The organism is Streptomyces sp. NPDC058796, assembly GCF_042745235.1.
Classification (GTDB): domain Bacteria; phylum Actinomycetota; class Actinomycetes; order Streptomycetales; family Streptomycetaceae; genus Streptomyces.
In genome coordinates this window covers 615,157-641,858 of sequence record NZ_JBHYOP010000001.1, presented here as the reverse complement: position 1 = coordinate 641,858, position 26,702 = coordinate 615,157, and the positions used below count along the sequence as shown (strand labels likewise).

Below are 26,702 nucleotides of genomic sequence, written 5' to 3'. Positions count from 1 at the left end.
GTGATCGAATGTTTCTTCGTCAACCAGTCTTTTCCACGTCACACAGAGGGTGTCGCAGATGATCGGCCGCTTGCCGGGGAACCGTACGAAGCGGATGCAACGGACGGGACCCCTGGCCGCGGTGCGAACGCCGCCGAACGCGGGAGTGCTCAGCTGCCGGGTCCTCGACCCGGTCAACGAGCCGGTGGCGAACGCGGAGTTCGCGGTCAGCGACACCATGGGGCGCAAGGTGGTCGGCGGCGGGACGGACCCGTTCGGGTCGTTCGTGGCGACGGTGCCCGCGGGGGAGTACCGGCTCGCCGTGTCCGCCGACGGCTACACGCCCTACCGGGCGTCCGCGACGGTCACCGAGGACGCGCTGGCGTCGCTCGGTGACGTGACGCTGCAGGTGGCCCAGCCCCCGGAGCTGCCCGCGCCGGGCGACTGGGAGATCGAGCCGACCCACTCCTCGATCGCGTTCACCGCGCGGCACATCGGTCTGGCCCGCATCCACGGCCGCTTCAACGCGTTCGCGGGCGCGGTGCGGATCGCCGAGGACATGGAGCAGTCGGCGATGCACGTGGTGATGGACGCGGCGTCCATCGACACCAACGTGAAGATGCGCGACGACCACCTGAGGTCCGCGGACTTCCTGGACGTGCAGCGGTACCCGACGCTGGAGTTCTACAGCGAGAAGTTCACGCACCGGGGCGGCAACCGCTGGGCCGTGACCGGCGCTCTGTCGCTGCACGGCGTGACGCGCACGGTCACGCTGGACGCCGAGTACCTCGGCCTCGGCAACGGCATGGAGGGCGAGACCCGGGCGGCCTGCCGCGCCACCACCGAGCTGCACCGCGACGACTTCACGGTCAGCTGGCAGACGATGCTGGCGCGCGGCATCGCCGTCGTCGGGCCCAGCATCCGCATCGACCTCGACGTGCAGATCGTGCCCAAGGGCTGACCGACAATGGCACCCGTGAGTGATGTGAGACATGTGCTGGTGCTGCCCGACCGCGATGCCGCCCAGGAGCTCGTCCAGGAGCTCGGGGAGCGGTTCGGGATCGACGAGGAACCGCGGATCCTGAGGGACGCGCTGGCCGGCGAGGACGACGCCGAGGACGCCCAGTGGCTCGTCGTCCTGCGGGACGAGAGCGAGGCCCTGGACCCCGGCGAGCTGGACGCGTTCGCGGGGGAGTGGGAGGGCTGGCGCGAGGAGCCGTAGGACACGCCGCCGCTGTCAGTGGCGCATGCGATGCTTGTCGCGATGGCCAGGAAGACTGCGAACGACGACCCTCTCGCCCCGGTGACCCTTGCCGTGGGCCAGGAGGACCTCCTGCTCGACCGTGCCGTGCAGGAGGTGGTGGCCGCCGCGAGGGCCGCCGACGCCGACACGGACGTACGCGACCTGACCCCCGACCAGCTGCAGCCCGGCACGCTCGCCGAGCTCACCAGCCCCTCGCTCTTCGCCGAGCGCAAGGTCGTCGTCGTACGCAATGCGCAGGACCTGTCCGCCGACACGGTCAAGGACGTCAAGGCCTACCTCGGCACGCCCGCCGAGGAGATCACCCTCGTACTGCTGCACGCGGGCGGCGCCAAGGGCAAGGGCCTGCTGGACGCCGCGCGCAAGGCGGGCGCCCGCGAGGTGGCGTGCGCCAAGATGACGAAGCCCGCGGACCGGCTGGCCTTCGTGCGGACGGAGTTCCGCACCGCCGGACGGTCCGCCACCCCGGAGGCGTGCCAGGCGCTGGTCGACGCGATCGGCAGCGACCTCAGGGAGCTGGCCTCGGCGGTGTCCCAGCTGACCGCCGACATCGAGGGCACGATCGACGAGGCCGTCGTCGGGCGGTACTACACCGGGCGGGCCGAGGCCTCCAGCTTCACGGTCGCCGACCGCGCGGTCGAGGGGCGGGCGGCGGAGGCCCTGGAGGCGCTGCGCTGGTCCCTGGCGACCGGAGTGGCGCCGGTGCTGATCACCAGCGCGCTCGCGCAGGGCGTGCGGGCCATCGGCAAGCTCTCCTCCGCCCGCGGCGGCCGCCCCGCCGACCTCGCCCGCGAGCTGGGCATGCCGCCGTGGAAGATCGACCGAGTCCGGCAGCAGATGCGCGGCTGGACCCCGGACGGCGTCTCGGTGGCCCTGCGCGCGGTGGCCGAGGCGGACGCGGGTGTGAAGGGCAGCGGGGACGACCCCGAGTACGCCCTGGAGAAGTGCGTGGTGACCATCGCGCGGGCGGCCCGTTCACGGGGACGCGCGTAACCCGGTCGGACAGCCGCTCGTACCGAAGGCCCCGGCGTGCGTCCTGGGGAAGGACGGCCACCGGGGCCTTCGGATCAAGCTCGCGGATCCATGCCCGCGTGGCGAACGCAGGCCGCGCATGGATCCTGGGTGCCGGACGGGGGCGGATGAGAGAGGGCCCGCCCTGGGTCCTTCCGGCGATCAGACCAGATTAGGGGTTCAGCCCTTGAGGGCGCCGACCTTCTGGGCCAGGGCCGACTTCTTGTTGGCGGCCTGGTTCTTGTGGATGACGCCCTTGGAGACGGCCTTGTCGAGCTGGCGCGAGGCAACGCGCTGGTACTCGGTGGCCTTCTCGACGTCGCCCGCGGCAGCGGCCTCACGAGCCTTGCGGATCGCGGTCTTCAGAGAGGACTTGACGGCCTTGTTGCGCAGCCGGGCCTTCTCGTTGGTCTTGTTCCGCTTGATCTGGGACTTGATGTTCGCCACGAATGAGCCTTTGCAGGTTCAGGCACGAGGCCGCGAAGGTCCCGTGCCGGTGAATTTCTTGAAGGAGTGCCTCGCGCTGAGAGGGCATGAGACACAGCCACCCACACTACCAGCGGCCGCTCGGCCCGCCCAAACCCGGCCTCAACCCCTCCCAAACCCATCCCGGCGCCCCACCCGTGGGACGATGGAGGCTACGTATCGATCCGACCCGAGACCGCAGACACTGCGGACGCCTCAAGAATCAGGACCCTGCGTGCCCGCGATCCCTAGCCATGTGCCCGAGCCGAGCCGTACCGACCCGGCTCTGATCCGCAATTTCTGCATCATCGCGCACATCGACCACGGCAAGTCCACGCTCGCCGACCGGATGCTCCAGCTGACCGGTGTGGTCGAACAGCGGCAGATGCGCGCCCAGTACCTCGACCGCATGGACATCGAGCGCGAGCGCGGCATCACGATCAAGTCCCAGGCGGTGCGACTGCCGTGGGCCCCCACCCACGACAAGAGCAGCACGCACATCCTCAACATGATCGACACCCCGGGGCACGTCGACTTCACCTACGAGGTCTCGCGGTCGCTGGCCGCCTGCGAGGGCACCATCCTCCTCGTCGACGCCGCCCAGGGCATCGAGGCCCAGACCCTCGCCAACCTCTACCTGGCGATGGAGAACGACCTCACGATCATCCCCGTGCTGAACAAGATCGACCTGCCGGCCGCGCAGCCCGAGAAGTTCTCCGAGGAGCTCGCCAACCTGGTCGGCTGCGACCCCGACGACGTGCTCAAGGTCTCCGCCAAGACCGGCCTCGGCGTCGACGCCCTGCTGGACAAGGTCGTCGCCGAGGTCCCCGCGCCGGTCGGCGTCAAGGACGCTCCCGCCCGCGCGATGATCTTCGACTCGGTCTACGACTCCTACCGCGGTGTCGTGACGTACGTCCGTGTCATCGACGGCCAGCTCAACAAGCGCGAGCGCATCCGGATGATGTCCACCGGCGCCACGCACGAGCTGCTGGAGATCGGCACCAACTCGCCGGAGATGCTCTCCGCCGACGGTCTGGGCGTCGGTGAGGTGGGCTACCTGATCACCGGTGTGAAGGACGTCCGCCAGTCCAAGGTCGGTGACACCGTCACCAGCCAGCACAAGGGCGCCGAGGAGGCGCTCGGCGGCTACAAGGACCCCAGGCCCATGGTCTTCTCCGGCCTGTACCCGCTGGACGGCTCCGACTACCCGCTGCTGCGCGAGGCCCTGGACAAGCTCCAGCTCAACGACGCCGCGCTGGTCTACGAGCCGGAGACCTCCGCCGCCCTCGGCTTCGGCTTCCGCGTCGGCTTCCTCGGCCTGCTCCACCTCGACGTGATCCGCGAGCGGCTGGAGCGCGAGTTCGGCCTCGACCTGATCGCCACCGCGCCCAACGTGGTCTACCGCGTGGTCATGGAGGACGGCACCGAGGTCGAGGTCACCAACCCGAGCGAGTTCCCCGAGGGCAAGATCAACGAGGTCTACGAGCCGGTCGTGCGCGCCACGATCCTGGCGCCGACCGAGTTCATCGGCGCCATCATGGAGCTGTGCCAGACCCGGCGCGGCACCCTGCTCGGCATGGACTACCTCTCCGAGGACCGGGTGGAGATCCGCTACACCCTCCCGCTCGCGGAGATCGTCTTCGACTTCTTCGACCAGCTGAAGTCCAAGACCCGCGGCTACGCCTCCCTGGACTACGAGCCCACCGGCGAGCAGACCTCCAGCCTGGTCAAGGTCGACATCCTGCTGCACGGCGACAAGGTCGACGCCTTCTCGGCGATCACCCACAAGGACCAGGCGTACGCGTACGGCGTCCGGCTCGTCGCCAAGCTCAAGGAGCTGATCCCGAGGCAGGCCTTCGAGGTGCCGGTGCAGGCCGCCATCGGCTCCCGGGTGATCGCCCGCGAGACCATCCGCGCCATCCGCAAGGACGTCCTCGCCAAGTGCTACGGCGGTGACATCTCCCGCAAGCGGAAGCTGCTGGAGAAGCAGAAGGAAGGCAAGAAGCGGATGAAGATGGTGGGTTCCGTGGAGGTTCCGCAGGAGGCCTTCATCGCGGTGCTGTCGAGCGACGACAGCGCGGGGTCGGGCAAGGGCAAGAAGTAGCCGCCAGGCCGCACGCGCCGCACGCCGAGTCCGGGCGAAACGGACGCGAAGGGGCCCGTCGTACGAAAGTGCGGCGGGTCCCTTCGCATGTCACGGGCGCGCATCTGTAGGAAGTGACAGGGCGCGGACTCTTACGCCGAGGCCACTCGCCCTTTACTCTGATGCCTGCCCCGTAGTTACTCGTGAGTTAAACAAGTGATCGGGCAACCGTCCGACCCCCTGCCCGACCACCGCCCGAGAGTGAATCCAGCCGCACCTGAGCAAGCCGCACCGTCGCGGGCCCACGGAGGATGTCGTGAGCGACACACAGACACTGATCGAGAACCGTCCGCCCTCCGTGGCGGGGCTCTTCCTGGAGCGGGTGGCGGCCACGCCGGACGCCGAGGCGTACCGCTACCCGGTGCCGTCCGCGTCGGGTGACGGCCCGGACGACTGGAAGTCGCTGACCTGGGCGCAGGCGGCCGAGCGCGTCTACGCGATCGCGGCCGGCCTCATCGAACTGGGCGTGCAGCCCGAGCAGCGCGTGGCTCTGGCCTCCTCCACCCGCATCGAGTGGATCCTGGCCGACCTCGGCATCATGTGCGCCGGCGCCGCGACGACCACCGTCTACCCGCAGACCAACGCGGAGGAGTCGGCGTACATCCTCTCCGACTCCGAGAGCCGGGTGCTGATCGCGGAGGACGCCGCCCAGCTGGCCAAGGCCAGGGAGAAGCGGGCCGAGCTGCCCGAGCTCACCCACGTCGTGGTCGTCGACGCGGCCGGCGCCGACACCTCCGAGGACTGGGTCCTCACCCTCGACGAGCTGGAGCGCCGGGGCGCCGCCCGCCTGGAGCAGGACCCGGAACTGGTCAGGAAGCGGGTCGGCGCGCTCACCAAGGACCAGCTCGCCACCCTCATCTACACCTCCGGCACCACCGGCCGGCCCAAGGGCGTCCGCCTCCCGCACGACAACTGGTCGTACATGGCGAAGGCGATCGCGGCGACCGGCCTGGTCACCGAGGGCGACGTGCAGTACCTGTGGCTGCCGCTGGCGCACGTCTTCGGCAAGGTGCTCACCTCCGGCCAGATCGAGGCCGGTCACGTGACCGCCGTCGACGGCCGCGTCGACAAGATCATCGAGAATCTGCCGGTGGTCCAGCCGACCTACATGGCGGCCGTGCCCCGCATCTTCGAGAAGGTCTACAACGGGGTCGCCGCCAAGGCCCGCGCGGGCGGCGGGGCCAAGTACAAGATCTTCCAGTGGGCCGCCGGGGTCGCCCGCGAGTACGCCAAGGTCACCCAGGACAACTTCAAGCGCACCGGCACCGCGAGCGCCCCCGCCGGCCTGCGCACCAAGCACGCCGTCGCCGACAAGCTGGTGTACGCCAAGATCCGCGAGGCCTTCGGCGGCAACCTGCGCGCCTGCGTCTCGGGCTCGGCCGCCCTCGCCCCGGAGATCGGCTACTTCTTCGCCGGCGCCGGCATCCACATCCTGGAGGGCTACGGCCTCACCGAGTCCTCCGCCGCGTCCTTGGTGAACCCGGGCGAGGCCTACCGCACCGGCACCGTCGGCAAGCCGCTGCCCGGCACCGAGGTGCGCATCGCCGACGACGGCGAGATCCTGCTGCGCGGCCCCGGCATCATGGAGGGCTACCACAAGCTGCCCGAGAAGACCGCCGAGGTCCTGGAGTCCGACGGCTGGTTCCACACCGGCGACATCGGCGAACTCTCGCCCGACGGCTACCTGCGCATCACCGACCGCAAGAAGGACCTGATCAAGACGTCGGGCGGCAAGTACATCGCGCCCGCCGAGGTAGAGGGCCAGTTCAAGGCGGTCTGCCCCTACGTCTCCAACATCCTCGTCCACGGCGCCGACCGGAACTTCTGCACCGCGCTCATCGCCCTCGACGAGATCGCCATCACCGAGTGGGCCAAGGAGAACGGCCTGGAGGGCAAGCCGTACGCGGAGATCGTCGCGGCGCCCGTCACCGTGGAGATGGTCGACGGCTACGTCAGGCAGCTCAACGAGGGTCTCCAGCGCTGGCAGACCATCAAGAAGTTCCGCCTGCTGCCCCGCGACCTCGACGTCGAGCACGGCGAGATCACGCCCAGCCTGAAGCTGAAGCGGCCGGTCGTGGAGCGGGAGTACAAGCACCTGATCGAGGAGATGTACGAGGGCTCGCGGGAGGCGTAGCGCGGGCGAACGTCGTGGTCCGTACGGCGAATGCCCGGAACTGACCGGCTTCCGGCCGTGTTCGAGCATTCGCCTACCACGGATCTCACCCATGGCGACCCACTTCGGTAACTCCGCGCTTGTGGACGGGACCGGTCTGTCACTCTGTCGGCATTGACCGCGAAGCATGCGCACGCACTGCCCGGGGAGCCGTCCATGGGGGCCATTCCGACGCAACGGGAGACCGTGTCCCGCACCACAGGGGCGCCCGCGCACCCTGCCGGCGTGTCCGTCCAGGAGTGCGCGCGGGCACACGTGACCCTGCTCGGCAGCTCCCTCGCGCCGGGCGCGGCCCGGGCCATGGTGCGGGCGGCGCTGGCCGACTGGTCCGCCCTCGGCCTGCCCGGCACGGAGCAGCTGACCGAGCACCTGGCCGCCGACGCTCTGGTGGCCGTCAGCGAACTGGTCACCAACGCCGTCGTGCACGCGGGCACCGACGTCGAGGTGGTCTGCCGGCTGGAGGAGACGGGCACCCTCGTCGTCGAGGCCACGGACCACCACCCGTCCCGGGCGCCGAGGAGCGGCGACCGGGAGACGCCGCACGAGACCCCCGAGTACGGCCGGGGCCTGCGCCTCGTCGCCGCGCTCGCGGAGGCCTGGGGCATCACCTACCGGCCGGGCACCAAGACGGTCTGGGCGCGGTTGCGGGCCGCGGGCGCGGAAGCGGTGGCGGAATCGGCCGAGCGGGTCGAGGCGTACGCGCAGGGGCGTGACCTGCCGTTCGCGCCGGACCCGGACCCGGTCCCCGGCGGCCACCGGGCCCCGGACCGCACGGAACCCCCCGGCCCCGACCGCCCGGAACCCGAGCACTCACGGCCCACGGCGTTCCCCGACCGCTCCGACCCCCAGCAGTGGGCGGGCCGGCGGGACGGCCGGGACGGCACCGCCCGGCGCGGTCTCCGTGACCGCGAGTGGCTGGGCCACGGCGCCCTGTCCTTCCTCGCCGAGGCCTCCGACCTGCTGGCCGGGCAGCTCGACGAGGACCTGGTCGCCTCCCTCACCGGCCAGCTGATCGTGCCGCGCCTCGCCGACTGGTGCGCGGTGTGGCTGGAGGACGAGTCCCTGGGCCGGGGTGCCTGGAGCGACACCCCCGGCGCGGTCGTGGGCGCGCGGCTGGCCCGCGTCTGGCACGGCAGCGAGAGCCGCATCGAGGAACTGCGCCGCGCCCTGGAGAAGGACCCGCCCCGCCCGCGCGACCCGTGGCGCTCCGGCCCCGTCGCCCACCCCTGGCCCGGCGAGGCGCTCGGCCCGGACGGCACCCGCGGAGCCGCGCTCGCCTACCGCCTGGTCGCCGGGGGCCGGCCGCTGGGCACCCTGGTCATCGGACGGACCGGCCCCGCAGGCTTCCCCGACGAGATCACCGGCCTCGTGGAGGACCTCAGCCGCCGTGTCGCGCTCGCCATCGGCGCCGCCCGTCAGTACGCCCGCCAGGCCACCATCAGCGCCGTCCTCCAGCGCGGCCTGCTGCCCGGCGCCGTCGCCGAGATCCCCGGCGTGCGCAGCGCCCTCGTCCACGAACCGTGCGACAAGGGCGGCCCCAGCGGCGACTTCTACGACCTCTTCCCGGCCGGCGACGGCCGCTGGTGCTTCGCCCTCGGCGACGTCCAGGGCAAGGGCCCCGAGGCCGCCGTCGTCATCGGGCTCGCCCGGCCCTGGCTGCGGCTGCTGGCCCGCGAGGAGTACGGCGTCCCCGACGTCCTGGACCGCCTCAACCAGCTCCTCCTCGACGACGCCACCGAGGCCGCCGACGCCGCCGCCCGCGCCCTGGTCGCCGCGGGCGGCCCACCGGTTGCCCCGGGCGACGGACCCCAGACCCGCTTCCTGTCCCTCCTCTACGGCGAACTGGTCCCCCACGACGACGGCGTACGCTGCACCCTCGCCTCCGCCGGCCACCCGCTGCCCCTCCTCCTCGGCCCCGACGGCACCGTCCGCACGGTCGCCGAGCCGCAGACCCTGCTCGGCGTCGTCGAGGACGCCACGTACACGAGCGAGACCTTCGAGCTGTGCTCCGGCGACACCCTCCTGTGTGTGACGGACGGGGTCACCGAGCGGCGCAGCGGCTCCCGCCAGTTCGACGACGGGGACGGGCTGGCCACGGCCCTCGCCGGGTGCGCGGGCCTGGACGCCGGGCTGGTCGCGGAGCGGATCAGGCGGCTGGTGCACGAGTTCGGGGCCCGGCCTCCCGAGGACGACCTGGCGCTGCTGGTGCTCCGGGCCGAGTAGCCGGGCAACCGAGCAGCAGCCGCCGTACGGGACAATGGAACGCATGCCCTCCGCACTCCCCGACGGCGAGCCCGTCCCCGCCGACGGCGCCCTCCCGGCGTCCGCGCTCGCCGGCGCCGCCGACCGCCCCCTCGGCTTCTACCTGCACGTCCCGTACTGCGCGACCCGCTGCGGCTACTGCGACTTCAACACCTACACCGCGACCGAGCTGCGCGGCACCGGTGGCGTCCTGGCCTCCCGCGACAACTACGCCGAGACGTTGACCGACGAGATCCGCCTCGCCCGCAAGGTGCTCGGCGACGACCCCCGTGAGGTCCGCACGGTCTTCGTCGGCGGCGGTACGCCCACCCTGCTGGCCGCCGGTGACCTGGTGCGGATGCTGCACGCGATCCGCGACGAGTTCGGTCTCGCACCGGACGCGGAGATCACGACGGAGGCCAACCCGGAGTCCGTCGACCCGGCGTACCTCGCCACCCTCCGCGAGGGCGGCTTCAACCGGATCTCCTTCGGCATGCAGAGCGCCAAGCAGCACGTGCTGAAGATCCTGGACCGCACCCACACCCCCGGCCGCCCCGAGGCGTGCGTCGCCGAGGCCCGCGCGGCCGGCTTCGACCACGTCAACCTCGACCTGATCTACGGCACCCCCGGCGAGACCGACGACGACTGGCGCGCCTCCCTGGACGCCGCGCTCGGTGCCGGACCCGACCACGTCTCCGCGTACGCCCTGATCGTCGAGGAGGGCACCCAGCTCGCCCGCCGCATCCGGCGCGGCGAGGTCCCCATGACCGACGACGACGTCCACGCCGACCGCTACCTGATCGCCGAGGAGACCCTCGCCGCGGCGGGCTTCGACTGGTACGAGGTGTCCAACTGGGCCACCTCCGACGCCGGGCGCTGCCTGCACAACGAGCTGTACTGGCGGGGCGCCGACTGGTGGGGCGCGGGGCCGGGCGCACACTCCCACGTGGGCGGGGTGCGCTGGTGGAACGTGAAGCACCCGGGGGCGTACGCGGGGGCGCTGGCGGCAGGCAAGTCGCCGGGGGCCGGGCGTGAGGTCCTGTCGGACGAGGACCGGCGCGTGGAGCGCGTCCTGCTGGAGCTGCGCCTGCGGGAGGGCGTCCCGCTGTCCCTGCTGCGGGAGCCGGGGCTCGCGGCGGCCCGGCGGGCGCTGTCGGAGGGGCTGTTGCAGGCGGGACCGTACGAGGACGGCCGAGCCGTGCTGACTCTGCGCGGGCGGCTGCTGGCGGACGCGGTGGTGCGGGACCTGGTGGACTGATCACTCGGGTGAGTGAATGCCTGCTGAACGCGGGTTCGGTCCCTACTCTAGTTCGTAGGCTGCCGCCAAAAGGACGCGGCGGATGTGGAGGGCCACGGAGATGACCGCTGTGGACGAGCGCGGGATGACCAGGTACTTCGAGGAGCTCCAGCCTCCCGAGGGTGTGCGGGTCGAGCTTCTCCGGGGGGAAATCGTGATGATGGCCACCCCTGACCTGGTCCACAACATGATCGTGGAAGACGTACTGGACCAGATTCCGCGCAGACGTTGGTCGAGGCTGCAGACTCAGGACGTTGACATCATCGACGAAGCCAGCGAGCCGGTGCCCGATCTCGTGGTCCTCGCACGCGACGCCCTGCCGGGGTCGGGCCGACTGCTGCCGTCGGGACTTCTGACGCTGGTGGTCGAGGTCGTGTCCAAGACCAGCGTGATCCGGGACTACACCATCAAGCGGTCGATCTACGCTGCGGGCAAGGTCCCGGCCTACCTGGTAGTCGACCCGATCATGGCGCACTGTGTCCTGTTCACGCTGCCCGCCGGGGACGGAGAGGACGCGGACTACCAGGCGCAACTGACGGTGAAGTTCGGTGATCCCTTGCCGCTGGAGATGCTCGGCACCAACCTTGACACCAGCGAGTTCGGCACCTTCACCGGCGTCAGGCCCCACCGCTACCCGTGACGAAGTCGATCAGTTCCTCCACCCGCCCCAGCAGCGCCGGCTCCAGGTCCTTGTACGACCCCACCCGCGCCAGGATCGCCTGCCACACCGCCCCGGTGTTCTCCGACGGCCACCCCAGCGCCCGGCACACCCCCGTCTTCCAGTCCTGGCCGCGCGGCACCCGGGGCCAGCCCTCGATCCCCAGCGACGACGGCTTCACCGCCTCCCAGATGTCGATGTAGGGATGGCCGACGACCAGCGCGTGCTCGCTCGTCACGGACTCCGCGATCCGCCACTCCTTCGAACCCGGCACCAGGTGGTCCACCAGGACCCCGAGCCGCGCGTCCGGGCCCGGAGCGAATTCGGTGACGATCGAGGGGAGGTCGTCGACACCTCCCAGGTACTCCACCACCACGCCCTCGATGCGCAGGTCGTCGCCCCAGACCTTCTCGACCAGCTCGGCGTCGTGCCGCCCCTCGACGTAGATGCGCCCGGCGCGCGCCACCCGCGCGCGGGCCCCCGGAACCGCCACCGAACCCGACGCCGTACGGGAGGGCCGCACCGGACCCGGGGACGACGACGGCCGCACCAGCGTCACCACCCGCCCCTCCAGCAGGAAGCCGCGAGGTTCCATCGGGAAGACCCGGTGCTTTCCGAAGCGGTCCTCCAAGGTCACCGTGCCGGCCTCGCAGCCGATCACCGCGCCGCAGAACCCGGTGCCGGGCTCCTCGACCACCAGACCGGGGTCGGCCGGGACCTCGGGTACCGGCTGCGGCTTCTTCCACGGAGGGGTCAGGTCGGCGGAGTACTGGCGCATTCTGCCGACGATACGAGGAACCCAGGCCCCAAGATCAGCGCGACACGCCGAAGCGTGCCGCCAGCGCGTCCCGTTGGGCCCGCACGAACGCCGCGTCCACCACCGCCCCGTGCCCCGGCACGTACAGGGCGTCCTCGCCGCCCAGCTCCAGCAGCCGGTCCAGCGCGGCCGGCCACCGGGACGGTACGGCGTCGGAGCCCGCCTGCGGCTCGCCGGACTCCTCGACCAGGTCGCCGCAGAAGACGACCTCCACCTCGCCCGGCACCAGCACCGCCAGGTCGTGGCCGGTGTGCCCGGGGCCCACGTTGGCCAGCAGGACCTGCCGGCCGCCGCCCAGGTCGAGGGTCCACTCGCCGCACACCTCGTGCCGGACGCCGACCAGCGCGTCGGCCGCCTCCTGAGCGGACCGCGCCTCCAGCCCCTCCGCCTCCGCCTCCGCGCACAGCGCCTCCCGCCCGTGTCCGCCCCGAGCGAACACCGCGCCGGTGCCCACCGCCCCGTACACCTCCGCGCCCGCGAACGCCGCCGCGCCGAAGACGTGGTCGAAGTGCGGGTGGGTCAGCGCGAGATGCGTCACACGGTGACCGGCGAGCGCCTGCGCCGCGGCGCGCAACCGGGCGCCCTCGGAGAGGCTCGACCCGGCGTCCACGAGCAGCGCGGCGCCCGCGCCGACCACCAGCCCCGCCGTGCAGTCCCACCCCGGCAGGCGGCACCGCCCCACCCCCGGGGCCAGCCGCTCCCACCCCAGCTCTTCCCAAGTCACGCTCATGACGGCGACGCTATCGGGGCACGCGCCCCCGGCGCGGCGGCACCGTACCGGCGGTGACCGGCCCGGTGCCCGGCCTTGCCGTGGGTGTACCCCACAGCCGTACACTGGGCCGGGGAAGTCTGGCACTCGCGCACCGTGAGTGCCAGGACAGACAGGCAGGACAACGGGCCGACGACTTCTGGAGGTGTGCGCGATGCTCAGTGAACGCAGGCTGAAGGTGCTGCGCGCCATCGTCCAGGACTACGTCGGCACCGAGGAGCCCGTCGGTTCCAAGGCCCTCACCGAGCGGCACAACCTCGGCGTCTCCCCGGCCACCGTGCGCAACGACATGGCGGCCCTGGAGGACGAGGGGTTCATCGCCCAGCCGCACACCAGCGCGGGACGCATCCCGACCGACAAGGGCTACCGGCTCTTCGTCGACAAGCTGGCCGGCGTCAAGCCGATGACCGCGCCCGAGCGCCGCGCCATCCAGAACTTCCTGGAGGGCGCCGTCGACCTCGACGACGTCGTGGCCCGCACGGTGCGGCTGCTCGCGCAGCTCACCCGGCAGGTCGCCGTCGTGCAGTACCCGTCGCTGACCCGCTCGACCGTGCGCCACGTCGAGCTGCTCTCGCTCGCGCCCGCGCGTCTGATGCTCGTGCTGATCACGGACACCGGGCGGGTCGAGCAGCGCATGGTCGACTGCCCGGCGCCGTTCGGCGAGGCGTCCCTCGCCGATCTGCGGGCGCGGCTCAACAGCCGGGTGGCGGGGCGGCGGTTCACGGACGTGCCCGGTCTGGTGGAGGACCTCCCGGAGGCCTTCGAGGCCGAGGACCGGGGTACGGTCTCCACCGTGCTCTCCACTCTCCTGGAGACGCTGGTCGAGGAGAACGAGGAGCGGCTGATGATCGGCGGCACCGCCAATCTCACCCGCTTCGGGCACGACTTCCCCTTGGTGATCCGGCCGGTGCTCGAGGCGCTGGAGGAGCAGGTCGTGCTCCTCAAGCTGCTCGGCGAGGCGAAGGATCCGGGCGTGACCGTCCGTATCGGTCATGAGAACGCCCACGAAGGACTCAACTCCACGTCCGTCGTGTCGGTGGGCTACGGTTCGGGCGGCGAGGCGGTTGCCAAGCTCGGCGTGGTCGGACCGACCCGCATGGACTACCCGGGAACGATGGGAGCGGTACGCGCAGTGGCACGGTACGTCGGACAGATCCTGGCGGAGTCGTAGGTGGCCACGGACTACTACGCCGTACTCGGCGTGCGCCGCGACGCGTCCCAGGACGAGATCAAGAAGGCGTTCCGGAGGCTCGCCCGCGAGCTGCACCCGGACGTCAATCCCGATCCGAAGACCCAGGAGCGGTTCAAGGAGATCAACGCCGCCTACGAGGTGCTGTCGGACCCGCAGAAGAAGCAGGTCTACGACCTCGGCGGAGACCCGATGTCCCAGGCGGGCGGTGGCGGAGCCGGCGGCTTCGGCGCGGGCGGCTTCGGGAACTTCTCGGACATCATGGACGCGTTCTTCGGCACGGCGTCGCAGCGCGGACCGCGCTCGCGCACCCGCCGGGGCCAGGACGCCATGATCCGCATCGAGGTCGAGCTGGACGAGGCGGCCTTCGGCACGACCAAGGACATCCAGGTCGACACGGCCGTGGTCTGCAACACCTGCAACGGCGAGGGCGCCGCCCCGGGCACCTCGGCGCAGACGTGTGACATGTGCCGCGGCCGCGGCGAGGTCTCGCAGGTCACCCGGTCCTTCCTGGGCCAGGTCATGACCTCGCGGCCCTGCCCCCAGTGCCAGGGCTTCGGCACGGTGGTCCCGACCCCGTGCCCCGAGTGCGCGGGCGACGGCCGCATCCGCTCCCGTCGCACGCTGACGGTGAAGATCCCGGCCGGCGTCGACAACGGCACCCGCATCCAGCTCGCGGGCGAGGGGGAGGTCGGCCCCGGCGGCGGTCCCGCCGGCGACCTGTACGTCGAGATCCACGAGCTGCCCCACTCGACCTTCCAGCGCCGCGGCGACGACCTGCACTGCACGGTCACCATCCCGATGACGGCGGCGGCCCTCGGCACGAAGGTGCCGCTGGAGACCCTGGACGGCATGGAGGAGGTCGACATCCGCCCGGGCACCCAGTCCGGCCAGTCGATCCCGCTGCACGGCCGGGGCGTCACCCACCTGCGCGGCGGCGGCCGGGGCGACCTGATCGTCCACGTCGAGGTGACCACGCCGACCAAGCTCGACCCCGAACAGGAACGCGTGCTGCGCGAGCTCGCCAAGATGCGCGGCGAGGAGCGTCCGCAGGGGCAGTTCCAACCGGGTCAGCAGGGCCTCTTCTCCCGTCTGAAGGACGCCTTCAACGGGCGCTGACGGGCACGTGGCGAGGTAGGGCGCCAGGAGCCTTCCGATGCGGATGCTCCTGGCGTATGCCAACGGAAGCCCGGATTCGGACTTGTTCGGAGGACGTGACAACATGCGCTCATGTCCTCCGCACTGACCGATCTCTTCCCCTACCCGATCGTGCAGGCGCCCATGGCGGGCGGCGTCTCCGTGCCGCAGCTCGCGGCCGCGGTCTGCGATGCGGGAGGGCTGGGATTCCTCGCCGCCGGGTACAAGACCGCGGACGGCATGTACCAGGAGATCAAGCAGCTGCGGGGACTGACGGCCCGCCCCTTCGGCGTCAACCTCTTCATGCCGCAGCCCGAGACGGCCGACCCGGCCGCCGTCGGCGTCTACGCCCATCAGCTGGCCGGCGAGGCCGCCTGGTACGAGACGGAGCTCGGCGACCCCGAGTGCGGCCGGGACGACGGCTACGAGACCAAGCTCGCGGTGCTGCTGGACAACCCGGTGCCGGTGGTGTCGTTCCACTTCGGCGTCCCGAGCCGCGAGGTCGTCGACTCCCTGCACCGCGTCGGCACCTTCGCGCTGGTCACCGCGACCACCGCGGACGAGGCCCGGGCCGTCGAGCACTGTGGCGCCGACGCGGTGATCGCACAGGGCGCCGAGGCCGGCGGACACCAGGGCACGCACCGGGACAGTCCGGAGACCGGCGGCTCGGGCACCGGGCTGCTGTCCCTGGTCGCCCAGATCCGCGAGGCGGTCAGCCTGCCCGTCGTCGCCGCCGGCGGCATCATGCGCGGCGGCCAGATCGCCGCCGTCCTCGCGGCCGGCGCGAGCGCGGCCCAGCTCGGCACCGCCTTCCTCGCCACCCCCGAGTCCGGCGCCCACGCCCTGCACAAGCAGGCCCTGACCAACCCGCTGTTCGTGCGCACCGAACTGACCCGCGCCTTCTCCGGCCGCCCGGCCCGCGGCCTGGTCAACCGCTTCCTGCGCGAACACGGCCCCTACGCCCCGGCCGCCTACCCCGAGGTGCACCACCTCACCGCGCCCCTGCGCAAGGCGGCGGCGAAGGCGGGCGACGCGCAGGGCATGGCCCTGTGGGCCGGACAAGGGCACCGGATGGCGCGGGAACTGCCCGCCGGTCAGCTGGTGGAAGTCCTGGTGGCCGAACTCGCCTCCGCCGGGACAGCGTTGTCAGGTTTCACGACGGGAGGTACGGGCCGATGACGGCACCGGTGTTCGTGGTCGACTCCCTCACGCCGGGCGGCCTGCCCGGCGGGGAGTACGTCCTGGACGGCCCCGAGGGACGGCACGCGGTCTCCGTGAAGCGGCTGCGGCCCGGCGAGGACGTCGTCCTCACCGACGGGCGCGGGCGCTGGACCGAGGGCGTGGTGAAGGCCGCCGAGGGCAAGGACCGCCTCGTCGTCACCGACCTGGGGGCGGTCCACGAGGAGCCCGAGGAGCGGCCCCGCATCACCGTCGTCCAGGCGCTGCCCAAGGGGGACCGTGGCGAGCTGGCCGTCGAGACGATGACCGAGGTAGGCGTCGACGCGGTCGTGCCGTGGGCGGCGTCCCGCTGCATCACGCAGTGGAAGGGCGACCGAGGCGTGAAGGCGCTCGGCAAGTGGCGGGCCACGGCCCGGGAGGCCGGCAAGCAGTCCCGGCGGGTCCGCTTCCCCGAGGTCGCGGACGCGGCGACGAGCAAGCAGGTTGCCTCACTTCTGGCCGACGCCGACTTCGCCGCCGTACTCCACGAGAGCGGCGAGGAACCCCTGGCCGCCACCGAACTCCCCGCCTCCGGCGACATCGTGCTGGTCGTCGGCCCCGAAGGCGGCGTCTCCCCGGAGGAGCTGGCGCTCTTCGCGGAGGCCGGCGCCCGGCCCTACCGCCTGGGGCGCAGCGTCCTGCGCACCTCCACGGCGGGCACCGCGGCGACCGCCGTCCTGCTGGCCCGCACCGGCCGCTGGTCCTGAAGCCCCGTCAGCCGGCCGTCTCGCGGGCGGCGACGACCACGGCCGGGAACAGCTCCCAGCCGTCCAGGTCCGCGGACCGGTCCAGCAGCCCGCGCCGAGCCGCCTCGTCGACGAAGCACCGTACGACGCCCGGTTCGTGCAGGTTGAGGGCGGCGTCCCCCAGCGCCACACAGCCCGAGGGCAGGAAGCCGTCGGGGACGTACCGTCCCTCGCCGCCCCGGAACAGCAGACGGGTCCGCGTCCCGTCCCGGGACAGGGTGAGCACCTCCTGGCACGGCCCCGCGGCACTGTGCCGGTGACGCACCGACCACACGCAGGCGGCCGCCTCGTCCACCACCAGCCGTCTCAACCGGCGTCCGTCGCGCATGAGCGCAACGGTAGTGAGGAGTGGCCGTATGCGCCCTACCGCCGCCCCCGCACCGGTGGCAGGCTGCCCTCCATGGGGGCGTCGAGGCGGATTTGGCGTGTGGCTCCGGTGGTCGTCGGTTCGGTGGTCGCCGTCGGTGGTGTCGTCGGGTGCGAACCGGGCGGACTCAGCTCCGCCTCGGTGGCGTTCACGACCGACCAGACCGTGACGCGTGAGCTGGAGCGGCGGAAGGCGGAGGTCCGGTGGATCACCTGTACCGCCTCCTACGGCGACGAGGGCGACCGGGGCGGCGGCTCCGCCTCGGCGACCGAGAGCACCGTCGCCTCCGTCGACTGCGACGGCAAGACGGACGACGGCAAGGACATCACCGTCGACGGCAAGGTGACCCGCGTGGTCGACGGTGCCTGCGTGCGGGGCGACCTGACCGCGAAGGTGGCCGGCAAGCAATGGTTCCGGGTCGACGGGCTGGGCGACTGCGACGCCGCCGGCGCCCCTCCCGCGAACCGGCCTTCCCAGCAGCGGCCCGGACCCACCGTGACCGTCACGCGGACCATCTGGTGCCCGGACGATCCGCACTGCCGGCCGGTGGAGGGCAAGTAGCCCGGCGTGCCGTTGGCCGGTAAGTGATCCAAACCTCTGTCGGCGGGCGCCGCCCCTGCATAGGGTGAGGGGGTGACACAGCCCGCAGCGCCTGCCTACCTCCGCTTTCCGCACCCGCACGGCGAGTTGGTCGCCTTCACCGCCGAGGACGACGTGTGGCTCGCCCCGCTCGACGGCGGCCGGGCCTGGCGGGTCAGTGCCGACAACGTGCCGGTCAACCACCCGCGGATCTCGCCCGACGGCACCACCGTCGCCTGGACCTCCACCCGCGACGGCGCCCCCGAGGTGCACGTGGCGCCCGTCGACGGCGGTCCCGCCAAGCGCCTCACCCACTGGGGCAGCGTCCGCACCCAGGTGCGCGGCTGGACCGCCGACGGACGGGTCCTCGCCCTGAGCACCTACAGGCAGGCCAGCCTGCGCCGCAGCTGGGCCCGTGCCGTGCCACTCGACGGAGGACCGGCCGAGACGCTGCCGTACGGGCCGGTCGGCGACGTCGCGGCCGGCCCGCACACCGTGCTGCTGTCCGCCCCGATGGGCCGCGAGGCCGCCTGGTGGAAGCGCTACCGGGGCGGTACGGCGGGCAAGCTGTGGATCGACCGCGAGGGCGGCGGCGAGTTCGTACGGCTGCACGACGGCCTCGACGGCAACATCGAGTACCCCTTCTGGGTCGGTGACCGGATCGCCTTCCTCTCCGACCACGAGGGCACCGGAGCCCTCTACTCCTCCCTCGCCGACGGCTCCGACCTGCGCCGCCACACCCCGCTCGACGGCTTCTACGCCCGGCACGCGGCGACCGACGGCACCCGCGTCGTCTACTCGTCCGCCGGTGAGCTGTGGACGCTGGACGACCTGGACGGCGCCGAGCCGCGCCGCCTCGACGTCCGGCTCGGCGGCCCGCGCGTCGACCTCCAGGCCTACCCGGTCAACGCCGCCCGCTGGTTCGGTTCGGCGTCCCCCGACCACACCGCGCGCGGCAGCGCCGTCGCCGTACGCGGCGGCGTTCACTGGGTCACCCACCGCTCCGGCCCGGCCCGCGCCCTCGCGGCGACGCCCGGCGTCCGCACCCGGCTGCCGCGCACCTTCCGCGCCGACGGCGAGGAGTGGGTGGTGTGGGTGACGGACGCCGAGGGCGAGGACGCCCTGGAGTTCGCGCCCGCCACCGGACTCGCCCCCGGCAGCAGCCCGCGCCGCATCGCCGCCGGGCAGCTCGGCCGGGTGCTGAACCTCGCCATGGCACCCGACGGCAGCCGTGCCGCCGTCGCCTCGCACGACGGACGCGTCCTGCTCGTCGAGCGCGAGACCGGCGAGGTCCGCGAGGTCGACCGCAGCGACAACGGCGACGCCTCCGGCCTGGTCTTCTCGCCCGACTCCGCCTGGCTCGCCTGGTCCCACCCCGGCCCCGACCCGCTGCGGCAGCTCAAGCTCGCCAACACCACCGACCTGTCGGTGAGCGAGGCGACGCCGCTGCGCTTCAAGGACTACGCGCCGGCCTTCACCCTGGACGGCAAGCACCTCGCCTTCCTCTCCACCCGCTCCTTCGACCCGGTCTACGACGAGCACGTCTTCGACCTGGCCTTCGTCGAGGGCGCCCGCCCGTACCTGATCACGCTCGCGGCGACCACCCCGTCGCCCTTCGGCCCGCAGCGCCACGGCCGCCCGTTCGAGACCCCGGACCGGGAGGAGACCCCCGACAGCGAGGGCACCCCCACCACCCGGATCGACATCGAGGGCCTCGCCGACCGCATCGTGCCCTTCCCGGTGGAGGCCGCCCGCTACTCCGGGCTGCGCGCCGCCAAGGACGGCGTGCTGTGGCTGCGCCACCCGGTCACCGGCGTCCTCGGTGCCTCCCGCGCCACCCCGGACGACCCCGACCCGCACACCGAACTGGAGCGCTACGACCTCGCCCAGCAGCGGATCGAGCACCTCGCCGCGGACGCCGACCACTTCGAGGTCAGCGGCGACGGCAAGCGGGTGCTGCTGTGGACCGACGGACGCCTCAAGGTCGTGCCCAGCGACCGGCGGGCCTCCGGCGACGAGGACAGCGACACCAACATCACCGTCGACCTGGCCCGGGTCCGGCAGACCGTCGACCCGGCCGCCGAGTGGCGCCAGATGTTCGACGAGACCGGCCGCATCATGCGGGACCACTTCTGGCGGCCCGACATGAACGGCGTCGACTGGGACGGCGTACTCGACCGCTACCGCCCCGTGCTCGACCGCCTCGCCACCCACGACGACCTCGTCGACCTCCTGTGGGAGGTGCACGGCGAGCTCGGCACCTCCCACGCCTACGTCACGCCGCGCGGCGGCCACGGCTCCGGGGCCCGGCAGGGACTGCTCGGGGCCGACCTCTCCCGCCACGAGGACGGCACCTGGCGCGTCGACCGCGTCCTGCCCTCGGAGACCTCCGACCCAGAGGCACGTTCCCCGCTCGCCGCGCCCGGTGTCGCCGTGCGTGCCGGGGACGCGATCCTCGCGGTCGCCGGTCAGCCCGTGGACCCGGTCACCGGGCCCGGCCCGCTGCTGGTCGGCACGGCGGGCAAGCCGGTCGAGCTGACCGTCTCCCCGTCCGGCGGCGGCGAGCCCCGGCACGCCGTCGTCGTCCCCCTCGCCGACGAGGAGCCACTGCGCTACCACGCCTGGGTCGCCGACCGCCGCGCCTACGTCCACGAGAAGTCCGGCGGACGGCTCGGCTACCTGCACGTCCCCGACATGGTCGGCTCCGGCTGGGCCCAGCTCCACCGCGACCTGCGGGTCGAGGTGGCCCGGGAGGGCCTGGTCGTCGACGTCCGCGAGAACCGCGGCGGGCACACCTCCCAGCTGGTGGTGGAGAAGCTGGCCCGGCGCATCGTCGGCTGGGACCTGCCGCGCGGCATGCGGCCGTCCAGCTACCCGCAGGACGCGCCCCGGGGTCCGGTCGTCGCCGTCGCCAACGAGTTCTCCGGGTCCGACGGCGACATCGTCAACGCGGCGATCAAGGCGCTCGGCATCGGTCCGGTCGTCGGCACCCGCACCTGGGGCGGCGTTATCGGCATCGACAGCCGCTACCGGCTGGTCGACGGCACGCTGATCACCCAGCCCAAGTACGCCTTCTGGCTGGAGGGTTACGGTTGGGGCGTGGAGAACCACGGCGTCGATCCGGACGTGGAGGTCCCGCAGCGCCCGCAGGACCACGCGGCGGGCCGCGATCCCCAGCTGGACGAAGCGGTCCGGCTGGCGCTGGCGGCACTGGAGGAGACCCCGGCGAAGACACCGCCGAGCCTGCCGTAGCCGCGTAGCCGGATACGATGCCCGTGACAAGATCACCGGCGTGAGGAGGCCCCATGACGGGCGAGCCACAGGACGACTGTCTGTTCTGCAAGATCGTCGCAGGCCAGATCCCCGCGACGATCGTCCGCGAGACGGAGACGACCGTCGCGTTCCGGGACATAAACCCCCAGGCCCCCACCCACGTCCTGGTGATCCCCAAGGCCCACTACCGGGACGCCGCAGCCCTCGCGGCCGGCGCCCCGGAACTCGCCGCGGACGTCCTGCGCGAGACCCAGGCGGTCGCCGACGAGGAGAAGCTGGACAGCTACCGCACCATCTTCAACACCGGTACCGGCGCGGGCCAGACCGTCTGGCACACCCACGCCCACGTCCTCGGCGGCCGGGGCCTGGAATGGCCCCCCGGATAACCCGTCGACCCGGATAACCCACGATGTCCGTACGTGAACTCGTCGTCCTCGGCACCGCCAGCCAGGTCCCGACCCGGCACCGCAACCACAACGGCTACCTGCTCCGCTGGGACGGTGAGGGCATCCTGTTCGACCCCGGCGAGGGCACGCAGCGCCAGATGCTGCGCGCCGGGGTCGCCGCCCACGACCTGAACCGGATCTGCGTCACCCACTTCCACGGCGACCACAGCCTCGGCCTCGCGGGCGTCATCCAGCGCATCAACCTCGACCAGGTCCCGCACGAGGTCACGGCCCACTACCCGCGCTCCGGGCAGCGCTTCTTCGACCGTCTGCGCTACGCCACCGCCTACCGCGAGACGGTCGCCCTCACCGAGGCCCCGGTCGACACCGACGGCGCCCTGGCCGTCACCCCCGCCTACACCCTCGACGCCCGCAGGCTCTCGCACCCCGTCGAGTCCTACGGCTACCGCCTCACCGAGCCCGACGGCCGCCGCATGCTCCCGGAACGCCTGGCCGCGCACGGCATCAAGGGCCCCGACGTCGGCCGCATCCAGCGTGCGGGCGCCCTGAACGGCGTACCGCTGGACGAGGTCAGCGAGGTCCGCCGCGGCCAGCGGTTCGCGTTCGTCATGGACACCCGGCTGTGCGAGGGCGTGCACGCGCTCGCCGAGGGCTGCGACCTGCTGGTCATCGAGTCGACCTTTCTCGACGAGGACGAAACCCTGGCCACCGACCACGGCCACCTCACCGCGGGCCAGGCCGCACGCGTCGCCCGGGACGCGGGCGTGCGCCACCTGGTCCTGACCCACTTCAGCCAGCGCTACTCCGACCCCGAGGAGTTCGAGCGGCAGGCGAGGGCGGTCGGTTACGACGGCGAACTGACCGTGGCCCGCGACCTCACTCGCGTCCCCGTTCCGAAACGTCGGTGAGACCGCCGTACGATGCTCTGATGCCCCTGCCCAAAGCTGAACTGCACCTCCATGTCGAAGGCACCCTGGAACCGGAGCTGGCCTTCGAGCTGGCCGCCCGCAATGGCGTGTCCCTGCCGTACGCGGACGAGGACGCCCTGCGCGAGGCGTACCGCTTCGAGGATCTGCAGTCCTTCCTGAACCTGTACTACGAGCTGATGGCCGTCCTGCGCACCGAGCGGGACTTCGAGGACCTCGCGGGCGCCTACCTGGCCCGCGCCGCCGCACAGGGCGTGCGGCACGCGGAGATCTTCTTCGATCCGCAGGCGCACCTGGCCCGGGGCGTGGGGATGGGCACGGTCGTCGAGGGCCTGTGGCGGGCGCTGAGCACCAGCCGGGAGAAGCACGGCGTCTCGACCCGCCTGATCATGTGCTTCCTGCGCGACGAGTCCGCCGCATCGGCGATGGAGACCCTGGAGGCGGCCAAGCCGTACCTCGACCGCATCACCGGCGTCGGCCTGGACTCCGCCGAGGTCGGCCACCCGCCGGTGAAGTTCCGCGAGGTGTACGAGGCCGCCGCCGCCCTCGGGCTGCGGCGCGTCGCCCACGCCGGCGAGGAGGGGCCGCCCGCGTACGTCGTCGAGGCCCTGGACGTCCTCGGAGTCGAGCGGATCGACCACGGCCTGCGCTCGGTGGAGGACCCGGCACTGGTCCAGCGGCTGGTCCGCGACCGGGTCCCGCTGACCCTGTGCCCGCTGTCCAACGTCCGCCTGCGCACGGTCGACACCCTCGCCGGCCACCCGCTGCCGGCGATGCTGGACGCCGGGCTGATGTGCACGGTCAACTCCGACGACCCGGCCTACTTCGGCGGCTACGCCGGCGACAACTTCGACGCCGTGCGCCGGGCCCTCGGCCTCACCGAGGACCGGCTGCGGGAGCTGGCCCGCAACTCCTTCCTCGCCTCCTTCCTGGAGGACGACGAGGAACTGCGGGCGCGCTGCCTCGCGGAGGTGGACGCGTACGAGTTCCCGGCGGCGTAGGACTCAGCCCGTCCCGGACCCCGGTGTGGCCGCGGCCTGCCGGGGTCCCGCCGTGTCGTAGGCGCGCTGGACGGCCGGCGCCGGGGCGTCCACGTCGATCTCCACGACCGGCTGCTCCACCGCGCCGACCTCCGGGACGGCACCGCTCGGCGTACCCGTGGCGGCGGCGACCAGCGCGGCCGGGGTGCCGCCGCGGCGGCGGATCGCGCCGGGCAGCAGCGGGCGCCCGCCGGTGTGCAGGGCGACGGCGGTCATCGGCACGGCGACCAGCAGCAGACCGACGGCCAGCACCAGGCCCATGCCCGCGTAACCGGCCTGCGCCGACAGCACACTGCCGGCCAGCGGCCCGGCCGCCGCCCCGAGCGAGGACGCCGAGCCGACGAGCACCGCCCACCGGCCGCGCGCGTCGAGCGAGGCGGCGAGGCCGATCAGGTACGACAGCACGACCGGGTACAGCGTGTTCCAGGCGATCTCCCCGGTCGCGAAGGCGGCGGGGGAGGTCGCCGACGCGGTCAGGGCGATGCAGGCGGCGATGACCAGGGTCCCCGCCCCGATGGGCATCGCCCGGCCCAGCCGCGGCCCGAGCGCCCCGGCCACCAGCACACCCACCAGCCCCGCGCCCAGTGCGACGGCGAACACGGCCCCCAGAGCGGCGTCGCCCAGGCCGGCCTGCGTCAGCCCGATCCGGCCGCTGACGCCCCACAGGGAGTTCTGCGCCATGGACCAGCACAGCACCGCGCCGGCCAGGACCGGTCCCGAGCGGCGCCGGGGGAGCGGGGCGTCGGTGCCGGTGCCGGTCTCGTGCGCGGCCGTCGAGGCGGCGGTCCCGCCCGGCAGTCGTCCGGTCAGCGGCCACACCGCGAGTGCCGTCAGCGCGATCGCGGCGAGCGGCAGCCCGTGCGCCCGCCCGAGGTGCGGCACCGTCAGGTACACCGCGCCCGCCAGTGCGGACACGGTCAGCAGGCCCGCGGTGGAGGCGCGGTGGGGATCCTTCTCGGCGGCGATCCGGGTGGCGGCGACCGTGGTGGCCGTGCCCGACCCGAAGCCGCCGAGCATCGCGCCGGCGACGACGGCGGCGACCGCGGTGGTGAGCGAGGCGGCGCCGTAGCCGAGGACGGCCAGGGCGAGACCGAGGCGGGCCAGCGTCCGGGCGCCGGTCCGCTGCACCCGGGAGGCCAGCAGGAAGCCCGCGGTCGCCGAACTCAGCAGCAGCGCACTGCCGACGGCGCCCGCCTGAGTGGTGGTCAGCGGCAGGCTGGTGTCGAGTCTGCCGACGGTGGTGGGCAGCAGGTACGGAGGCAGGTACCCGGCCGTGAACAGGGCGACGAGGGGCCAGGGAGTGGTGCGGGGGGCGAACACGGGCGTTCCCAGGGCATGCGAAAGGAGGGTGGGAAAGGGAGGGGGCGACGACCGTCGACGGACAGGGGCGCGCGGGCAATTTGTATCAAGCGCGGACGGGCGGCAAACAGGCGGGACTGTGTGATCTGGATCACACATGAGTTTGGTGGTTTCAGGTCTGGGTAGCAGCGGGCGCCCGGCTCGGTGTGTGCGGCCGTGAGGGGGGCGGGAGGGGCGTTGACGCCTTCAGGGCGTCTGCTTAGTCTGCATTCTCATATGTGGGTGTGATCTGCATACGGAGACATCCGGAGACAGGAGAGCAGCCCTGTGAACCTCACCGTCACCGACGTCCGCCTGACGCCGATCCTGGTGGCCGACCCGCCCCTGCTCAACACCCAGGGCCTGCACCAGCCGTACACCCCGCGACTGATCGTCGAGGTGGAGACCGCCGACGGCGTCACCGGCCTCGGCGAGACCTACGGTGACACGAAGTACCTGGAACTGGCCCGCCCCTTCGCGCGCGGGCTGATGGGCCGCCGGGTGTCCGACCTCAACGGCCTGTTCACCATCGCGGACAAGGTCGCCGTCGACGCCTCCCGCGTCTCCGGTCGGGTCGACGTCGGCGGGCTGCGCGGCGTCCAGACCGCCGACAAGCTGCGCCTGTCCGTCGCCTCCGCCTTCGAGGTCGCCTGCCTCGACGCCCTCGGCAAGGCGCTCGGCCTGCCCGTGCACGCGCTGCTGGGCGGCAAGGTCCGCGACGCCGTGGAGTACAGCGCGTACCTGTTCTACAAGCGGGCCCGCCACCCGGAGGGCGTGGCCGGCGAACAGGACGACTGGGGCGCCGCCCTCGATCCGGCCGGCGTGGTCGAGCAGGCCCGCCGCTTCACCGAGCGGTACGGGTTCACCTCCTTCAAGCTCAAGGGCGGCGTCTTCCCGCCCGAGGAGGAGATCGCCGCCGTCCGGGCCCTCGCCGGGGCCTTCCCCGGCCAGCCCCTGCGCCTGGACCCCAACGGCGCCTGGTCCGTGGAGACCTCCCTGCGGGTCGCGGCGGAACTCGGGGACGTCCTGGAGTACCTGGAGGACCCCGCGCTCGGCACCCCGGCCATGGCCGAGGTCGCCGCGAAGACCGACGTGCCGCTCGCCACCAACATGTGTGTGACGACGTTCGCCGAGATCCCGGAGGCGTTCACCAAGGGCGCCGTGCAGGTCGTGCTCTGCGACCACCACTACTGGGGCGGGCTGCGCAGCACCCTGCAACTGGCCGCCGTCTGCCGCACCTTCGGCGTCGGCGTCTCCATGCACTCCAACACCCACCTGGGCATCAGCCTCGCCGCCATGACCCACGTGGCGGCCACCGTCCCGGACCTCCACCACGCCTGCGACTCCCACTACCCCTGGCAGTCCGAGGACGTGCTCACCGAACGGCTCGCCTTCGACGGCGGCCGGGTCGCCGTCCCCGACGTCCCCGGCCTCGGCGTCGAGGTCGACCGCGACAGGCTGGCCTTCCTGCACCGGCGCTGGCTCGACGACGACGGCCGTCTGCGCGACCGCGACGACGCGGCCGCCATGCGGGCGGCCGACCCCGAGTGGGTCACGCCCTCCGTGCCGCGCTGGTGACCGGGGGCCGGCCCCACCGGGGTGTGACGCCGGGGCCGGACACCGCCCCGCTGTCGGCGGCGTGGTGCACACTGGCGGGGTCCGCACCAT

At 72.6% G+C, this 26,702-nt stretch carries 23 protein-coding genes; 18 read left to right on the top strand and 5 right to left on the bottom strand.

Annotation, left to right across the window (positions count from 1 at the left end; genetic code table 11):
* Window positions 1–58: 58 nt before the first annotated feature.
* Genes ACFW47_RS02910 through holA form a run of 3 tightly spaced genes read left to right on the top strand, consistent with a single transcriptional unit; the run spans window position 59 to window position 2,233 of the window.
* Window positions 59–940 (top strand): YceI family protein, encoded by an 882-nt coding sequence (locus ACFW47_RS02910; RefSeq protein ID WP_386278800.1) that lies wholly within the window; start codon window positions 59–61, stop codon window positions 938–940.
* 15 nt (window positions 941–955) lie between these two features.
* Complete coding sequence (locus ACFW47_RS02905; protein WP_386278802.1) at window positions 956–1,201, top strand: hypothetical protein; 246 nt, start codon at window positions 956–958, stop codon at window positions 1,199–1,201.
* A 42-nt stretch (window positions 1,202–1,243) separates the two neighbouring features.
* Window positions 1,244–2,233, top strand: coding sequence for a DNA polymerase III subunit delta (gene holA / locus ACFW47_RS02900; protein WP_386278804.1), 990 nt, complete (start codon window positions 1,244–1,246; stop codon window positions 2,231–2,233).
* Window positions 2,234–2,431: 198 nt separating this feature from the next.
* Here holA and rpsT read toward each other — a convergent pair whose 3' ends face one another.
* The gene (rpsT, locus tag ACFW47_RS02895) at window positions 2,432–2,698 is read right to left on the bottom strand and encodes a 30S ribosomal protein S20 (RefSeq protein ID WP_030180898.1); all 267 of its coding nucleotides are present in this window, start codon (window positions 2,696–2,698) and stop codon (window positions 2,432–2,434) included.
* Between the two features lie 253 nt (window positions 2,699–2,951).
* Between rpsT and lepA the strand changes: the two genes are divergently transcribed.
* The 5 genes from lepA to ACFW47_RS02870 all read left to right on the top strand — a co-directional run bounded on the left by lepA (window position 2,952) and on the right by ACFW47_RS02870 (window position 11,210).
* The gene (gene lepA / locus ACFW47_RS02890) at window positions 2,952–4,820 is read left to right on the top strand and encodes a translation elongation factor 4 (protein ID WP_386278807.1); all 1,869 of its coding nucleotides are present in this window, start codon (window positions 2,952–2,954) and stop codon (window positions 4,818–4,820) included.
* A 295-nt stretch (window positions 4,821–5,115) separates the two neighbouring features.
* Entirely contained in the window at window positions 5,116–6,993 is a 1,878-nt protein-coding gene (locus ACFW47_RS02885; RefSeq protein WP_386304527.1) for an AMP-dependent synthetase/ligase, read from the top strand.
* A gap of 195 nt (window positions 6,994–7,188) precedes the next feature.
* Complete coding sequence (locus ACFW47_RS02880) at window positions 7,189–9,255, top strand: SpoIIE family protein phosphatase (RefSeq protein WP_386304524.1); 2,067 nt, start codon at window positions 7,189–7,191, stop codon at window positions 9,253–9,255.
* Between the two features lie 43 nt (window positions 9,256–9,298).
* A complete protein-coding gene (hemW, locus tag ACFW47_RS02875) occupies window positions 9,299–10,531 on the top strand; it encodes a radical SAM family heme chaperone HemW (protein WP_386278813.1) in 1,233 nt (410 codons plus the stop codon).
* Window positions 10,532–10,631: 100 nt separating this feature from the next.
* Window positions 10,632–11,210, top strand: coding sequence for a Uma2 family endonuclease (locus ACFW47_RS02870; protein WP_386278815.1), 579 nt, complete (start codon window positions 10,632–10,634; stop codon window positions 11,208–11,210).
* On the opposite strand, the gene ACFW47_RS02865 is transcribed toward ACFW47_RS02870, so the two are convergent.
* A complete protein-coding gene (locus tag ACFW47_RS02865) occupies window positions 11,188–12,006 on the bottom strand; it encodes a DUF3097 domain-containing protein (RefSeq protein WP_383279542.1) in 819 nt (272 codons plus the stop codon). The genes ACFW47_RS02870 and ACFW47_RS02865 overlap by 23 nt on opposite strands.
* Window positions 12,007–12,040: 34 nt before the next feature.
* Window positions 12,041–12,775 (bottom strand): MBL fold metallo-hydrolase, encoded by a 735-nt coding sequence (locus tag ACFW47_RS02860; protein WP_383279539.1) that lies wholly within the window; start codon window positions 12,773–12,775, stop codon window positions 12,041–12,043.
* A gap of 193 nt (window positions 12,776–12,968) precedes the next feature.
* Between ACFW47_RS02860 and hrcA the strand changes: the two genes are divergently transcribed.
* The 4 genes from hrcA to ACFW47_RS02840 all read left to right on the top strand — a co-directional run bounded on the left by hrcA (window position 12,969) and on the right by ACFW47_RS02840 (window position 17,065).
* The gene (gene hrcA / locus ACFW47_RS02855) at window positions 12,969–13,985 is read left to right on the top strand and encodes a heat-inducible transcriptional repressor HrcA (RefSeq protein WP_272585749.1); all 1,017 of its coding nucleotides are present in this window, start codon (window positions 12,969–12,971) and stop codon (window positions 13,983–13,985) included.
* The gene (gene dnaJ, locus ACFW47_RS02850; protein ID WP_073722961.1) at window positions 13,986–15,122 is read left to right on the top strand and encodes a molecular chaperone DnaJ; all 1,137 of its coding nucleotides are present in this window, start codon (window positions 13,986–13,988) and stop codon (window positions 15,120–15,122) included.
* 111 nt (window positions 15,123–15,233) lie between these two features.
* The gene (locus ACFW47_RS02845; protein ID WP_386278820.1) at window positions 15,234–16,319 is read left to right on the top strand and encodes a nitronate monooxygenase; all 1,086 of its coding nucleotides are present in this window, start codon (window positions 15,234–15,236) and stop codon (window positions 16,317–16,319) included.
* The gene (locus tag ACFW47_RS02840) at window positions 16,316–17,065 is read left to right on the top strand and encodes a 16S rRNA (uracil(1498)-N(3))-methyltransferase (RefSeq protein ID WP_386304522.1); all 750 of its coding nucleotides are present in this window, start codon (window positions 16,316–16,318) and stop codon (window positions 17,063–17,065) included. Before ACFW47_RS02845 ends, ACFW47_RS02840 begins: the two co-directional genes overlap by 4 nt.
* Window positions 17,066–17,072: 7 nt before the next feature.
* Here ACFW47_RS02840 and ACFW47_RS02835 read toward each other — a convergent pair whose 3' ends face one another.
* Window positions 17,073–17,432 carry a hypothetical protein gene (locus tag ACFW47_RS02835; protein ID WP_386304520.1) on the bottom strand — a complete coding sequence of 120 codons (360 nt, stop codon included), beginning with the start codon at window positions 17,430–17,432 and terminating at the stop codon, window positions 17,073–17,075.
* Between the two features lie 72 nt (window positions 17,433–17,504).
* On the opposite strand from ACFW47_RS02835, the gene ACFW47_RS02830 reads away from it, so the two are divergent.
* The 5 genes from ACFW47_RS02830 to ACFW47_RS02810 all read left to right on the top strand — a co-directional run bounded on the left by ACFW47_RS02830 (window position 17,505) and on the right by ACFW47_RS02810 (window position 23,657).
* Window positions 17,505–18,032, top strand: a complete 528-nt coding sequence (locus ACFW47_RS02830; protein WP_386278826.1) for a hypothetical protein — start codon at window positions 17,505–17,507, stop codon at window positions 18,030–18,032.
* Between the two features lie 72 nt (window positions 18,033–18,104).
* Entirely contained in the window at window positions 18,105–21,302 is a 3,198-nt protein-coding gene (locus tag ACFW47_RS02825; protein WP_386304518.1) for a S41 family peptidase, read from the top strand.
* Between the two features lie 53 nt (window positions 21,303–21,355).
* The gene (locus ACFW47_RS02820; protein ID WP_386278830.1) at window positions 21,356–21,709 is read left to right on the top strand and encodes a histidine triad nucleotide-binding protein; all 354 of its coding nucleotides are present in this window, start codon (window positions 21,356–21,358) and stop codon (window positions 21,707–21,709) included.
* A gap of 23 nt (window positions 21,710–21,732) precedes the next feature.
* Window positions 21,733–22,638: a ribonuclease Z gene (locus tag ACFW47_RS02815; RefSeq protein ID WP_386278832.1), complete on the top strand. Its 906-nt coding sequence runs from the start codon at window positions 21,733–21,735 to the stop codon at window positions 22,636–22,638.
* Window positions 22,639–22,658: 20 nt separating this feature from the next.
* Window positions 22,659–23,657, top strand: coding sequence for an adenosine deaminase (locus tag ACFW47_RS02810; RefSeq protein ID WP_386304515.1), 999 nt, complete (start codon window positions 22,659–22,661; stop codon window positions 23,655–23,657).
* Window positions 23,658–23,660: 3 nt separating this feature from the next.
* Here the strand turns inward: ACFW47_RS02810 and ACFW47_RS02805 are convergent, their stop codons facing one another.
* Complete coding sequence (locus ACFW47_RS02805; protein WP_386278836.1) at window positions 23,661–25,016, bottom strand: MFS transporter; 1,356 nt, start codon at window positions 25,014–25,016, stop codon at window positions 23,661–23,663.
* Window positions 25,017–25,322: 306 nt separating this feature from the next.
* Here ACFW47_RS02805 and ACFW47_RS02800 point away from each other — a divergent pair, with 306 nt between their 5' ends.
* Complete coding sequence (locus ACFW47_RS02800) at window positions 25,323–26,612, top strand: glucarate dehydratase family protein (protein WP_386304513.1); 1,290 nt, start codon at window positions 25,323–25,325, stop codon at window positions 26,610–26,612.
* Window positions 26,613–26,702 lie beyond the last annotated feature (90 nt).